This is a genomic window from Sphingobium sp. GW456-12-10-14-TSB1 (assembly GCF_059424385.1).
The window spans coordinates 1,499,594-1,513,041 of record NZ_JBWKZI010000001.1 but is presented as its reverse complement, the minus strand read 5'-3'; the positions used below and the strand labels follow the sequence as shown (position 1 = coordinate 1,513,041).

14 protein-coding genes, 1 tRNA gene and 1 other RNA gene are annotated in these 13,448 nt (G+C 63.8%); 12 read left to right on the top strand and 4 right to left on the bottom strand.

All coding sequences use genetic code 11. The features are described from left to right. Positions 1-54: 54 nt before the first annotated feature. The 3 genes from nrdR to rpiB form a co-directional block, all read right to left on the bottom strand. Positions 55-513, bottom strand: a complete 459-nt coding sequence (gene nrdR, locus AC07X9_RS07350; protein WP_026002674.1) for a transcriptional regulator NrdR — start codon at positions 511-513, stop codon at positions 55-57. A gap of 128 nt (positions 514-641) precedes the next feature. Beyond that, positions 642-1,943 carry a serine hydroxymethyltransferase gene (gene glyA, locus AC07X9_RS07345; RefSeq protein WP_017184630.1) on the bottom strand — a complete coding sequence of 434 codons (1,302 nt, stop codon included), beginning with the start codon at positions 1,941-1,943 and terminating at the stop codon, positions 642-644. A gap of 24 nt (positions 1,944-1,967) precedes the next feature. Then, positions 1,968-2,405, bottom strand: a complete 438-nt coding sequence (gene rpiB / locus AC07X9_RS07340) for a ribose 5-phosphate isomerase B (protein ID WP_017184629.1) — start codon at positions 2,403-2,405, stop codon at positions 1,968-1,970. A gap of 102 nt (positions 2,406-2,507) precedes the next feature. Here rpiB and AC07X9_RS07335 point away from each other — a divergent pair, with 102 nt between their 5' ends. Continuing rightward, positions 2,508-2,699, top strand: coding sequence for a hypothetical protein (locus AC07X9_RS07335; protein ID WP_017184628.1), 192 nt, complete (start codon positions 2,508-2,510; stop codon positions 2,697-2,699). A gap of 177 nt (positions 2,700-2,876) precedes the next feature. On the opposite strand, the gene AC07X9_RS07330 is transcribed toward AC07X9_RS07335, so the two are convergent. Further along, entirely contained in the window at positions 2,877-3,533 is a 657-nt protein-coding gene (locus tag AC07X9_RS07330) for an alpha/beta hydrolase (protein ID WP_017184627.1), read from the bottom strand. A 152-nt stretch (positions 3,534-3,685) separates the two neighbouring features. Between AC07X9_RS07330 and AC07X9_RS07325 the strand changes: the two genes are divergently transcribed. From AC07X9_RS07325 to AC07X9_RS07275, 11 genes are all read left to right on the top strand, one after another. Continuing rightward, on the top strand, positions 3,686-4,786 hold the full coding sequence (locus AC07X9_RS07325) for a cysteine desulfurase family protein (protein ID WP_017184626.1): 1,101 nt from the start codon (positions 3,686-3,688) through the stop codon (positions 4,784-4,786). Continuing rightward, positions 4,753-5,871 (top strand): cysteine desulfurase family protein, encoded by a 1,119-nt coding sequence (locus AC07X9_RS07320; RefSeq protein WP_017184625.1) that lies wholly within the window; start codon positions 4,753-4,755, stop codon positions 5,869-5,871. Before AC07X9_RS07325 ends, AC07X9_RS07320 begins: the two co-directional genes overlap by 34 nt. Positions 5,872-5,888: 17 nt before the next feature. After that, a complete protein-coding gene (locus AC07X9_RS07315; protein ID WP_017184624.1) occupies positions 5,889-6,224 on the top strand; it encodes a 2Fe-2S iron-sulfur cluster-binding protein in 336 nt (111 codons plus the stop codon). A gap of 8 nt (positions 6,225-6,232) precedes the next feature. Next, entirely contained in the window at positions 6,233-7,201 is a 969-nt protein-coding gene (gene blaSGM / locus AC07X9_RS07310; RefSeq protein ID WP_037515250.1) for an SGM family class A beta-lactamase, read from the top strand. A 125-nt stretch (positions 7,202-7,326) separates the two neighbouring features. Then, positions 7,327-7,424, top strand: an RNA gene (gene ffs / locus AC07X9_RS07305) — signal recognition particle sRNA small type. Positions 7,425-7,475: 51 nt separating this feature from the next. After that, complete coding sequence (locus tag AC07X9_RS07300) at positions 7,476-9,086, top strand: DNA polymerase III subunit gamma/tau (protein ID WP_017184622.1); 1,611 nt, start codon at positions 7,476-7,478, stop codon at positions 9,084-9,086. Positions 9,087-9,089: 3 nt separating this feature from the next. Continuing rightward, entirely contained in the window at positions 9,090-9,413 is a 324-nt protein-coding gene (locus AC07X9_RS07295) for a YbaB/EbfC family nucleoid-associated protein (protein WP_017184621.1), read from the top strand. Between the two features lie 155 nt (positions 9,414-9,568). Further along, a complete protein-coding gene (gene lon, locus AC07X9_RS07290; RefSeq protein ID WP_017184620.1) occupies positions 9,569-11,965 on the top strand; it encodes an endopeptidase La in 2,397 nt (798 codons plus the stop codon). 181 nt (positions 11,966-12,146) lie between these two features. Further along, the gene (locus tag AC07X9_RS07285) at positions 12,147-12,419 is read left to right on the top strand and encodes an HU family DNA-binding protein (RefSeq protein WP_006959670.1); all 273 of its coding nucleotides are present in this window, start codon (positions 12,147-12,149) and stop codon (positions 12,417-12,419) included. Positions 12,420-12,628: 209 nt separating this feature from the next. Continuing rightward, positions 12,629-13,180 (top strand): septal ring lytic transglycosylase RlpA family protein, encoded by a 552-nt coding sequence (locus AC07X9_RS07280; protein WP_017184619.1) that lies wholly within the window; start codon positions 12,629-12,631, stop codon positions 13,178-13,180. A 108-nt stretch (positions 13,181-13,288) separates the two neighbouring features. After that, a tRNA-His gene (locus tag AC07X9_RS07275) sits at positions 13,289-13,365 on the top strand. Positions 13,366-13,448: the final 83 nt, after the last annotated feature.

The following is a 13,448-nucleotide window of genomic DNA, read 5'->3' as shown; positions in this document are numbered from 1 at the left end:
CTTCGCTCAATGGCTACTCAGGACGAACGGAGGCGGGTGTATGAAGCATCTCCTTCACCCCCCCACTTCCTTCACCGTGCTCGCAAATTCCTCGAAATCCTTGGCGTCGGTGAAGTCCTTATAGACGCTGGCGAAGCGGATATAGGCGACGCTGTCGAGGCGTTTGAGGCCTTCCATCACCAGTTCGCCGATCGTGCGGGCAGACACTTCGCTGTCGCCGCTGGTTTCGAGCTGGCGCTGGATGCCTGAGATGAGTTTTTCGATCCGGCTGGGGTCGATCGGGCGCTTGCGGCAGGCGATGCCGATCGAACGGGTCAGCTTGTCGCGCTCAAAGGCTTCTTTGCGGCCCTCGCTCTTGACTACCCAGATGTCGCGCAACTGGATGCGTTCGAAGGTGGTGAAGCGCGCGCCGCAGGCTTCGCACTGGCGGCGACGGCGGATGGCATTGCCATCTTCCGTCGGCCGACTGTCCTTCACCTGACTGTCCTCATGGGCGCAAAAGGGGCAGCGCATTCACATTCTCCCACAAGTTCCCCCTCTCGCTTGCGGGAGGGGCCAGGGGGTAGGCCTGTCCTAACGCTGCCTAAGCCGGACAGACCCCACCCCAACCCCTCCCCTGAAGGAGAGGGGCTTCATGTTGCTCAATAAATCGGGAAGCGGCTTGTCAGGGCCAGCACCTTGTCACGCACATGGGCTTCGACCTGGCCGTCCCCTTCGTCGCCGTTGCGCTTGAGCCCTTCGACGACCTGCGCGATCAGTTCGCCGATCTCGCGGAATTCCGCTTCACCAAAACCGCGGGTGGTGCCAGCGGGGGTGCCAAGGCGGACGCCCGACGTCACGAACGGGCTGGCGGTGTCGAACGGCACATTATTCTTGTTGCAGGTGATGAAAGCGCGGTCGAGCGCCTTTTCAGCGGCCTTGCCGGTGGTGTTCTTGGCGCGCAGATCGACCAGCATCAGATGATTGTCGGTGCCGCCCGATACGATCGACAGCCCAGCATCGGCCAGCGTGGCGGCCAGCGTCCGCGCATTGGCGACGATCTGGTGGGCATAGGCCTTGAATTCAGGGCTGAGCGCTTCCTTGAATGCGACCGCCTTGGCCGCGATGATGTGCATCAGCGGGCCGCCCTGCATGCCGGGGAAGATGGCGCTGTTGATCTTCTTGGCGATCGCTTCGTCATTGCACAGGACAATGCCGGAGCGCGGGCCACGCAGCGACTTGTGGGTCGTGGTGGTGGTGACATGGGCATGAGGGACGGGCGAGGGATGCGCGCCGCCCGCGACCAGGCCGGAGAAATGCGACATGTCGGCGAGCAGATAGGCGCCCACTTCGTCGGCAATCTCGCGGAAGCGCGGGAAATCCCATACGCGCGAGTAAGCGGTGCCGCCGCAGATGATGAGCTTGGGCTTGCACTCGCGGGCGATGCGGGCGACTTCGTCCATGTCGATCAGATGATCGTCGGCGCGCACGCCATAGGGAACCGGGTTGAACCATTTGCCGCTCATATTGACCGGCGACCCATGGGTCAGGTGGCCACCCGACGACAGGTCGAGACCCATGAAGGTATCGCCCGGCTGGAGCAGCGCCAGGAACACGGCCTGATTCATCTGGCTGCCGCTATTGGGCTGCACATTGGCGAAATTGGCGCCGAACAATTGCTTGGCGCGCTCGATCGCCAGCGTTTCGACCACATCGGCATATTCGCAGCCGCCATAATAGCGCTTGCCCGGATAGCCTTCGGCATATTTGTTGGTGAAGATGGAGCCAGCGGCTTCCAGCACCGCCTTCGACACGATGTTTTCGGACGCGATCAGCTCGATCTTGTCCTGCTGACGCTTCAGCTCATTGCCGATCGCACCGAAGATTTCCGGGTCCGCGCTGGCAAGGCTTTCGCTGAAAAAGCCGTCCTGGCGGATGGCGGGGGCGAGGGTGTCGATGCTCATCGAAAATTCCTTTCAGAGCGCGGGTCAGATTGCGGGTTGGGACAGTTTTTCGACGCGGCCGCTGTGGCGGCCTCCGCCAAATTCGGTGGTGAGGAAAGCGGTGACGCAGGCCTTGGCCATGTCCACGCCGGTCAGGCGTGCGCCCATGGCGAGGACATTGGCGTCATTATGTTCGCGGCTGAGCGCGGCGGACAGCGGTTCCCCGACCAGCGCGGCGCGGCAGGCCGGGTTGCGATTGACCGCGATCGAGATGCCGATGCCTGAGCCGCAGAGCGCAATGCCACGTTCGGCGTCGCCAGACGCTATGGCTGTCGCCAGTTTGTAACCATAATCGGGATAATCGACCCGGTCGGCGGTGGCCGGACCCAGATCGGCGACATCATGCCCTTCATCACGCAGCCATTGGGCTAGTTCCGCTTTCAGATCGACGGCGGCATGATCGGATGCGATGGCGATTTTCATATGGAATGTGTCCCTTCACCACGGGGGTGATTCGTTCCCGCGCCTCATAGGGGGTGAGGGCGGCAATTGCCACCTTGGACCGCCGCCCTTATGGGAAGGGCCATGACAGGCACGATTTTATCCATATTGATGCTGGCCGGGCTGCTGCTGACAGGCGGCGGGCTGTATGTGATGGTCAAGCTGCGCGATCGCAAGCGCGGCGCGCTGATGATCGTCGCGGGGCTGGTTATGTTCGGCAATGTGGCGATCACGGCGATTCCGGGGCCGGACCTGCCGGGGCTGGAGCAGCGCTGAGCCATACGGGCAAGGCCGAGCGAGGGGCTGGCCCGTGTTAACACCGTTCGGGCTGAGCGCAGTCGAAGCCCTGCACTGAGCAAAGCGAAGTGGCTTCGACTGCGCTCAGCCAAGCCCTTCGACTTCGCTCAGGGCGAACGGGCATGGGGAGTGGAAGCCCCTTGCCTTCCACTATCCTCAGCGGATCGGCGAGTCCGGGGACAGGCGCATGTCGAGATAATTGTCGACCGACTTCATCAGCTGGTCGAGTTCATGTTCGAAGAAATGGTTGGCGCCACGGATTTCGTCGTGGTGGATGGTGATGCCCTTTTGCGTGCGCAGCTTGTCGACCAGCTTTTGCACGGCGCTGGCGGTCACGACTTCGTCCGAGGTTCCCTGCACGATGATACCCGATGAGGGGCAGGGTGCGAGGAAGGAGAAATCATACATGTTGGCCGGCGGCGCAACCGAGATGAAGCCGCGAATTTCCGGGCGGCGCATCAGCAGCTGCATCCCGATCCACGCACCGAAGGAGAAGCCCGCGATCCAGGTGGTCTGCGCTTCGGGATGGAAGCTCTGCACCCAGTCGAGCGCCGCTGCGGCGTCGGACAGTTCGCCAATGCCGTTGTCGAACGTCCCCTGGCTGCGGCCCACGCCGCGGAAGTTGAAGCGCAGCACGGCGAAGCCGCGCTTCACGAACGTCTTGTAGAGCGCCTGGGTGATGCGGTCGTTCATCGTGCCGCCGCCCTGGGGGTGCGGATGCAGGATCATGGCGACCGGCGCACGCGGGCGGGGCGGGGGGCTGAAGCGGCCTTCGAGACGACCTTCGGGTCCGGTAAAGATTACGTCGGGCATGGTACCTGTTATCGTTATGGCCACCGAACACCATTGTCAGGCCGGCGGTCGGTGGCAAAAGGACGCGCGCCACGCCATAAGCTGGCGCTGCGCGGCAGACCGCCTATATAGAAGCCGCCGCCATTTCCGCAATCAATGAGTAGCATCGCATCGTGGCTGCCCAACGCCTCTATCTTGACCATGCCGCGACCACGCCGATGTTGCCCGCCGCCAAGGCGGCGATGGTGGATGCGATGGACCGCTGGGCCAACCCGTCCAGCCCCCATGCCGATGGACGCGCGGCGCGCGCCATGCTGGAAATGGCGCGCGCACGGATCGCCGAGGCGCTGGGATGGCGCGGGCATGTGATCTTTACGTCAGGGGCCAGCGAGGCGATTGCGATCGGCCTTGGGCAGGCGAAGGCCGGGCGGGTGATGACGTCGCCGGTCGAGCATGATTCGGTATTGCGGGTGACGGAGGGGGCGGACCGGCTGGCGGTGAATTGGGATGGGGTTGCTTCCCTACTCCGTCATCCCGGCGAAAGCCGGGATCCCGCTTCTTTTGCTGCATTCGAAGAAAAGAGAGATCCCAGCGTTCGCTGGGATGACGTGGTTTTGGCCATCCAGCACGTCAATAATGAAACCGGGGTGATACAGCCGCTCGACGCGCTGGACCGTGACGGAGCGCTATTGTTTGCCGATTGCGCCCAGAGTGCTGGCAAATTGCCAATGCCGAATGCGGACATGATCGCGATCAGCGCGCATAAATTTGGCGGACCGCCGGGTATCGGCGCCTTGCTGGTGCGCGATCTGGGGTTCCTGCACGCCGGGGGCGGGCAGGAACAGGGCTATCGGGCGGGGACGGAGAATTTGCCTGCCATATTGGCGATGGCAGCCGCCTTGGAGGCGCGCACGGAATGGTTGCCTGATGCGGCGCGGCTGCGCGCACGGCTGGACGCGGGGGTCGAGGCAGCGGGCGGGCAGGTCGTCGCGCGTGATGCGCCGCGCATTCCGGCCATAGCCAGCTACCGCATGCCGGGCCTGTCGGCGCGGGCGCAACTGATTCAGTTTGATCTGGCGGGCATATCGGTGTCGGCGGGCAGCGCCTGCTCGTCCGGGTCGCTCAAGACCAGCCATGTGTTGCACGCCATGGGTTGGGACGAGACGGCGGCGGGCGAGGTGGTGCGGGTCAGCTTCGGGCCGCAAACGGATGAGGCCGATGTCGAGCGGTTCCTGGGGCAATGGACCACCATGGCAGCGCGGGCGGCGCGATGATTTATCTGGATTATCAGGCGACGACGCCGCTGGCCCCCGAAGCGTTCGAGGCGATGGTGCCGTTGCTGCGTGACCAGTTCGCCAATCCGCACAGCGCGCATCGGCTGGGCCGGGCGGCGGCGGCGCAGGTAGAGGTCGCGCGGGAGGAGATAGGTCGATTGCTGCCAAGCGGCGGACGGCTGATCTTCACGTCCGGGGCGACCGAGGCGCTCAATATCGCGATACAGGGTGCGCCAGCGGGTGACATTGTGACGATCGCAACGGAACATGCGGCTGTGCTCGATACGGTGGACGCACTGGGCAGGGCGGGGCGGACAGTCACAATGTTGCCGGTTGGGCCCGATGGGTTGGTGGATATGGATGCCGCCGCGCAGGCTATCCGGCCGGGTGTCGCGCTGGTGGCGGCGATGCTGGTGAATAACGAGATTGGCGTGATCCAGCCGGTCGCGGCACTCGCCGACCTTGCGCATGAGGCAGGGGCGCTGTTCCTGTGCGATGCGGTGCAAGGCTATGGCCGGGTGCCTATCCCCGACACATGCGACATGGTGGCGATCAGCGCGCACAAGATTCATGGTCCCAAGGGGGTGGGCGCCTTGTGGCTGCGCGAGGGGGTGAAGCCCGCCGCGCTGATCCATGGCGGCGGGCAGGAGGGTGGATTGCGGTCCGGCACGCTGTCGCCTGCGCTGTGCGCGGGTTTTGGGGTGGCGGCGCGGTTGATGCAGGATCGGGCGGAGGCGGACCGGACGCATGTCGAAGCGCTTGCTGCCCTGGCACGCGGACTGTTTGCCGACTGGACGCTCAATGGCAGCGCGGACGCGCGTTATCCCGGCAATCTCAACCTGCGCAGGGACGGGATCGACGGCGCGCGGTTGTTGTCATATTGCCGCAATGTTGCTTTTTCGTTGGGAAGCGCTTGCGCAAGCGGGTCCGGGCGTCCTAGCCATGTGCTGCGCGCGCTGGGCCTGACCGATGCCCAGGCGCGTGGATCGGTGCGGATCGGCTTTGGCCGCTACACGACACCGGCCGAACTGGAGAGCGCTGCGGAAGCATTGAACATGGCGGCAGCCGCACAAGCGGCGCCGTGACAGGGAGCGTCGCATCAATGACCAGGATCATTTTCATCAGCGCCGATGGCGAGCGACGGCAGGAAGTCGATGCTCCGGCGGGGTCGATCCTGCTGGATGTAGCGCAGGCCGCGGGTCAGCCACTGGAGGGTACGTGCGAGGGGCAGATGGCGTGTTCCACCTGCCATGTCATCGTCGACGCGGCGGATTTCCCGCAACTCAGCCGGGCGAGCGAGGATGAGGAGGACATGCTGGACCTGGCGGCATCCGCCACGCGCACCAGCCGCCTGTCCTGCCAGATCGTCCTGCCGGAAGGACTGAAAAGCCTGACCGTCCGTATCCCGTCCGAATCCTACAATATGCAGGGCATGTGAGCATCGTCATGGGCCGACCATTCCGCATCGCCGCGCTGGCCGCTCTTATGTGCATGGCCACAACCGCGCCCGCCGCGCCGAAGAAGGCCGCGCCAGAGCCAGTGCCAACAGGGCGGCTTGATTCGCTGCTGCCGCCGCCACCCCGCTATCTGGTGCCGCAATCGGCGCTGGCGTCGGTGCGCAATCCCCGGTCGATCGAGGAGGAGACGGGCGGGCGGCTGGGCATCGCGCTGGTCGACAGCAAGGGCGCGTTGATCCTGGGGTTCAACCGGGACGATCGCTTTGCGCTCTGTTCGACCTTCAAGGCGCCGCTGGCCGCTGCCGTGCTGATCGGTGCGGAAGGCGGGAAATTCGGGCTGGAGGGGGAAATCCCCTTCGGCAAGGACGACATACTTGATTATGCGCCGGTGGTGAAAAAGAACAGGAAACGCGGCCGGATGAGCATGGCCGAACTGGCGCAGGCGGCGGTCGAGGTGAGCGACAACAGCGCGGCGAACCTGCTGCTGCCGATGGTGGGCGGGCCGGAGGGGTTGACCGCCTTCATGCGCGCCCATGGGGACAGCGTGACCCGGCTGGACCGCAACGAACCGGCATTGAACGAAAATGCCCCGGACGATCCGCGCGACACCACCACCCCCGCCGCCATGGCGGAATTGATGGGGCGGTTGTTGTTCCGCGACATGAAGGGCGAGAGCGCAGATCGCTTGCGTGGCTGGCTCAACGCCAGCACCACTGGCGACAACAGGATCAAGGCGGGGCTGCCCGAAGGCTGGACGTCGGGCAGCAAGACCGGATCGTGCGGCACCGCCTATAATGACGTGGCGCTGGTGAAGGCGCCGTCGGGCGAGGAATATATCCTTGCCATCTATCTCGATCGACCGACCGTGGATGCCAAGGCGGCGGAGGCCGCGATCGCGCAGGCGGCGCAGGCCGCGCTCGATTTTCTGGCCAAGGCGCAGAAGAGCGGGCTGGATTGACCACAGTCCGTTCGCTTCGAGCGAAGTCGAGAAGCCGTTGCGCTGTTGTGTCTCGACTTCGCTCGACACGAACGGACATGGTGTGTGGCCCCTTGCCATCCCCATCCTTCTTCGCCATATGCCGCGCCGGGAGTCGGGCGGACGAGGTCGTCGCCAACCTGGTCAGGTCCTGACGGAAGCAGCCACAGTGATTTTGCCGCGGGTCGTTCCGGCTCCCACCTTCCAGCCATCATCCAGCTTCGACAATAGCCATCCGAACGGCTAGACAAGCCCCATGTCCGATTCCCCCCAGCCCTATCGCGTCCTTGCGCGCAAATATCGGCCGCGCAATTTTCGCGAGTTGATCGGCCAGGACGCGATGGTCCAGACGCTGGGCAATGCGATCAGGCGGGGACGGCTGGCCCATGCCTTTCTGATGACCGGGGTGCGCGGGGTCGGCAAGACATCGACCGCGCGGCTGATCGCCAAGGCGTTGAACTGCATTGGCGAGGATGGGCAGGGCGGGCCGACGATCGACCCGTGCGGCGTGTGCGAGCCGTGCCGCGCGATTGCCGAAGGGCGGCATATCGACGTGGTCGAAATGGATGCGGCCAGCCATACCGGCGTCGACGATGTGCGCGAGATCATCGAGGCGGTGCGCTATGCCGCCGTGTCGGCGCGCTACAAGATCTACATTATCGACGAAGTGCACATGCTCTCCAAAAATGCGTTCAACGCGCTGTTGAAAACGCTGGAGGAGCCGCCTGCCCATGTGAAATTCCTGTTCGCCACGACCGAGGTGAACAAGGTGCCGGTGACGGTGCTGTCGCGCTGCCAGCGGTTCGATCTGCGCCGGATTCCGGCTGAATTGCTCGCGGGGCATTTCGCCCATGTGGTGGAGGCCGAAGGCGTCGCGGCGGAGGCGGACGCGCTGTCGCTGATCGCGCAGGCGGCCGAAGGATCGGCCCGCGACGGGCTGTCGATACTCGACCAGGCGATTGCCCATGCCGAGATGGGCGAGGGCGAGCCGGTGGTCACAGCGACCCAGGTTCGCGACATGCTGGGCCTGTCGGATCGCGGATCGGTGCGCCGGTTGCTGGGGCTGTTGCTGGAGGGCGACACTGCCGCCTTGCTGGGCGGTGCGCGCGATCAATATGCGCTGGGGGTGGAGCCGCTGGCGCTGATGCGCGGGCTGCTGGAGCTGGTGCATGCCGTGACGCTGGTGAAGGCGGGGCGCGACATTGCCAGCCCCGGCCAGTCGGCTGAGGAGCGCGAGATGCTGGCCGACTGGGCGTCGCACCTCGGCTTCGCGCCCCTGCATCGCTTGTGGCAGTTGCTGCTGAAAGGTCATGACGAGGTGGCGGGAGCGATCCTGCCGATCGAAAGCTGTGAAATGGCGCTGTTGCGGGTGATGCACGCGGCGACCATGCCCGATCCGGGCGAACTGGCGCGGCTATTGCGCGAGGGCGGGCCTGTCGCAGCAGCGACGCCGGGCGCGGTTGCCGCCGCGCCATCGGCTGGCCCAGCCGCGAAGCTGCCTGCGACGTTCGAGGATTTGATCGAGGCGCTGTGGCAAAGGGGCAAGGGGCAACTGGCGCAGGAACTGCATGACTGCGTCGGGTTGGTCCGTTATGCGCCGCCTGAGCTGGATTATCGCGCGACGCCGCAATTGCCGTCCGATTTCGCGGCGCGACTGACCCAGGCGTTGCGGGAGATGACGGGCATCGGCTGGCGCGTGGCGGTGAGCGATGCGGCGGCGCAACCGACCTTGCTGGAACGGGAGGAAGCGGCCAAGGCCGACGCCCGCGCCGAAATTCTGGAAATTCCGGTGGTCAAGGCGGCAATGGCCGCTTTCCCCGACGCTGCGCTGGTCGAAACCGATCAGCCGGAACAATGGAGTGCATGAGGCATGAAGGATCTGAACGAAATATTGGGCATGGCCACCCGCGTGCAGGAGGAATTGCAGCGCGCGCAGGATAATCTGGACAAGCTGGAAGTCGAAGGCGCGGCCGGTGGCGGGCTGGTCAAGGTTCGCGCGTCGGCCAAGGGCCGGATCATTGGCGTGTCGATCGACGACACGCTGCTTGCGCCGTCCGAAAAGCAGATATTGGAGGATCTGATCACCGCTGCGTTCAACGATGCGCGCAAGAAAGCGGATGAAGTCAGCAATGCCGAGATGGGCAAGATGACGTCCGGTCTGCCTTTGCCCCCCGGCTTCAAGCTGCCTTTCTGATGGAATCAGGGGGCCTGTCTGCCCTGCCAAAACCCGATAACCATCGGTTCATCGTTGCGGCATTATGACATGTGACGATTGATTGGTGCGACGGTCATCCCCATAAAGGCGTTGAACCGTAGGACAGGGCCGCTTCTTTTGGCCCCGGAGAGTGAATGACTGTGCAATATCCCCTTCTGCCGCTGCGTGACATTGTCGTTTTTCCGCAGATGATCGTCCCGCTCTTCGTGGGTCGCGACAAGAGCGTTGCCGCGCTGGAAGCGGCGATGGAAGGCTCCAAGGAAATCTTCCTTGTGTCCCAGCTTGACCCGGCAGAGGATGATCCGGGCCGCGATTCCCTCTATGACACTGGCGTCGTCGCCATGGTGCTGCAACTGCTCAAGCTGCCTGACGGCACCGTTCGCGTGCTGGTGGAGGGCAAGCATCGCGCCCGGTTGCAGACGATGGAGAGCAAGGACGGCTATCTGGTTTCGGATGTCGAGACGATAGAGGATATCGCGGCCGAGGGACCGGAAGCGGCCGCGCTGATGCGCTCGGTTGCCGAACAGTTTGAAAATTACGCCAAGCTCAACAAGAAGCTGCCTGCCGAAACGCCGGTGCAGTTGCGCGAGATTGAGGATGCCGGGCGGTTGGCGGACGCGATTTCCGCCAATATCAACGTCAAGGTGTCCGACAAGCAGTCGTTGCTGGTGGAGGCCGATCCGGTCAAGCGGCTGGAGATGGTATTTGCCTTCATGGAAGGCGAACTGGGCGTCCTGCAGGTCGAAAAGAAGATCCGTGGCCGCGTGAAGCGCCAGATGGAAAAGACCCAGCGCGAATATTATCTCAACGAGCAGTTGAAGGCGATCCAGCGCGAACTGGGCAATGGCGATGGTGAGGAAGGCGATGAGCTTGCCGAACTGACCGAGAAGATCGCCAAGACCAAGCTGAGCAAGGAAGCCCGCGCCAAGGCGACGGCCGAGCTGAAAAAGCTGAAGGGCATGCAGCCCATGTCGGCCGAAGCCACGGTCGTGCGCAACTATCTGGACGTGCTGCTGGGCCTGCCCTGGGGCAAGAAGGGCAAGGTCAAGAATGACCTGAAAAAGGCGCAGGATATTCTGGACCAGGATCATTTTGCGCTGGAGAAGGTCAAGGACCGGATCATCGAATATCTGGCCGTGCAGGCGCGCACCAATAAGCTGAAGGGGCCGATCCTGTGCCTCGTCGGCCCGCCGGGCGTGGGCAAGACATCGCTTGGCCGTTCGATCGCCAAGGCGACCGGGCGCGAATTCGTGCGCCAGTCGCTGGGCGGCGTGCGCGACGAGGCGGAAATTCGCGGCCACCGCCGCACCTATATCGGATCGCTGCCGGGCAAGATCGTGACCAACCTGAAAAAGGCCGGTACGATGAACCCGCTGTTCCTGCTCGACGAGATCGACAAGCTGGGACAGGATTTCCGGGGCGATCCCGCGTCGGCGCTGCTGGAAGTGCTGGACCCTGAACAGAATAACAAGTTTCAGGACCATTATCTGGAGATCGACGTCGATCTTTCAGACATCATGTTCGTGACGACGGCCAACTCGTTGAATTTGCCGCAGGCTTTGCTCGATCGCATGGAGATCATCCGGCTGGAGGGCTATACCGAGGATGAGAAGGTCGAGATCGCGCAACGCCATCTGATTGCCAAGCAGATCGATGCCCATGGCCTGAAGGACGGCGAATTCGTCGTGACGGAAGCGGCCGTGCGCGACCTGATCCGCTATTATACGCGCGAAGCGGGTGTCCGCACGCTGGAGCGCGAAATTGCGCGTCTCGCCCGCAAGGCGCTGCGCAAGATATTGGAAGGCGTTTACGAGAAGGTCGAAATTACGCCCGACAATCTGGCCGACTATGCCGGGGTGCGTAAGTTCCGTCACGGCGTGGGTGAGGACGAGCATCAGATCGGCGCGGTGACGGGTCTGGCCTGGACCGAGGTTGGCGGCGAATTGCTGACGATCGAGGCGGTGACCGTGCCGGGCAAGGGCATGATCAAGACCACCGGCAAGCTGGGCGAGGTGATGAACGAATCGGTCCAGGCGGCCTTCTCCTATGTTCGTGCGCGGTCGCCCGGCTATGGGATCAAGCCCAGCCTGTTCAATCGCAAGGACATCCACATCCATCTGCCCGAAGGGGCGGTGCCCAAGGACGGGCCTTCGGCAGGGATCGGCATGGTCACCTGCATCGTGTCCACTCTGACCGGCATCCCGGTGCACAAGGACGTGGCGATGACCGGCGAGGTGACGTTGCGCGGCAGGGTGCTGCCGATCGGCGGCCTGAAGGAGAAGCTGCTGGCGGCGTTGCGCGGGGGCATCAAGACGGTGCTGATCCCGCAGGAAAACGAGAAAGACCTAGCGGAAATTCCGGCCAACATCCGTGACGGGCTGGAAATCGTGCCTGTGTCGCATGTCGATGAAGTGCTTTCGCGGGCGCTGGTCTCGGTGCCCGAAGCCATTGCCTGGACCGAAGAGGATGACCTTGCCGCGCAGCCAAGCAGCGGGTCGAGTCGGGATGGGGATGCTGCACTGCGGCATTGATTGGAGGGAAAAGCGGCGCATATCCGCCGGTTTCGATCGATTGTACGCCTGGGAGCGATAATTTGCATCGAAGCCGGTGACTTCGTCGCTTTCTCTTTGACAGGCGCTGGAAGCTGCGCCTTATTGCGCCGCCTACGCCGCGATTCCTATACAACCAAATAGCACAGGGGGTTCCCAAGGCATGAACAAGCAGGATCTTATCAGCGCTGTCGCGGACAGCAGCGGTCTCAGCAAAAGCGACGCCAGCAAGGCCGTCGAAGGTGTATTCGACGCCATCACCGGTGCGTTGAAGAAGGGCGACGAAGTGCGCCTGGTTGGTTTTGGCACATTTTCCGTTTCGCAGCGCAAGGCGTCGACCGGTCGCAACCCGCGCACCGGCGAGACGATGACGATCAAGGCGTCGGCCCAGCCCAAGTTCAAGGCTGGCAAGGGTCTCAAGGATTCGGTCAACTGACGATCAGGGCGCTTGCCATTGGGCGAGCGCTCGACGTCTGACCCAAGCCGGTGTCGCGGCCGGAAAGCGTTTAGGAGAGTAGCGTTGCCAGAGGGAACTGTCCCAGGCGCGCATGTATGTCTGGGCAAAGGGGTGAAGGCTGATCCAGTCTTTGCCCCTTTTTCCGTTCATGGGGCAATGTCGGTTAAGGGGGCGGCATGACGGGTAGGATGGGTGCGTTCGGCGCGCTGGGGCTGGCACTGGCCATGTCGGCGTGCGCGGGGGGCGATTATCGCCCGGTGCGCGACGTGCCCGTCAGGATCGGTCCGCCCTACACCGTGCGGGGCGTCACTTATGTCCCGGCTGCCGATCCGGGCTATGACATGCTGGGCTATGCCAGTTGGTACGGATCGGAATCTGGCAATCGTACGGCCAATGGCGAGCGTTTCCGGCCAGACTGGGTGACGGCGGCGCATACCAGCCTGCCGCTGCCCAGTTATGTCGAGGTAACGGCTCTGGACAGCGGGCGCACCATCGTCGTGCGGGTCAATGATCGCGGGCCGTTTGCGGGCAAGGGGCGCGTGATCGACCTGTCGCGCGGCGCGGCCGAGCAACTGGGCATGCGCGCGCAGGGGCATGTCGCGGTACGGGTGCGAGTGGTCAATCCGCCGGAAAAACAGCGCGAACGGCTGCGCAAGGGCAAGACGGCGGAGGAGCGTCCGCGCGTGCCCGAACGAATCCTGGTCAAGCTGCGCGCGCAGATGAAGGCCGCGGGCCTGTAACCCTCGCGCGAAAGATGGGGCGGGAGCAATTGCCTGCTTGACGCCCGGTTATCCGCCGCATATGTGCCCACTTCTCGCGGGGCAAAGCGCCCCATGGTGAGTGCTGTGGCGATCGTAGCTCAGTTGGTTAGAGCGCCGGTTTGTGGTACCGGAGGTCGCGGGTTCGGATCCCGTCGATCGCCCCATTCTTTCTGTTCCTGGCCCGGTTCCGGCATAATTGCCGTGCAGGCTGGAAGGGGCTTCGCAGCATCGCGATTGCGCTCTATAG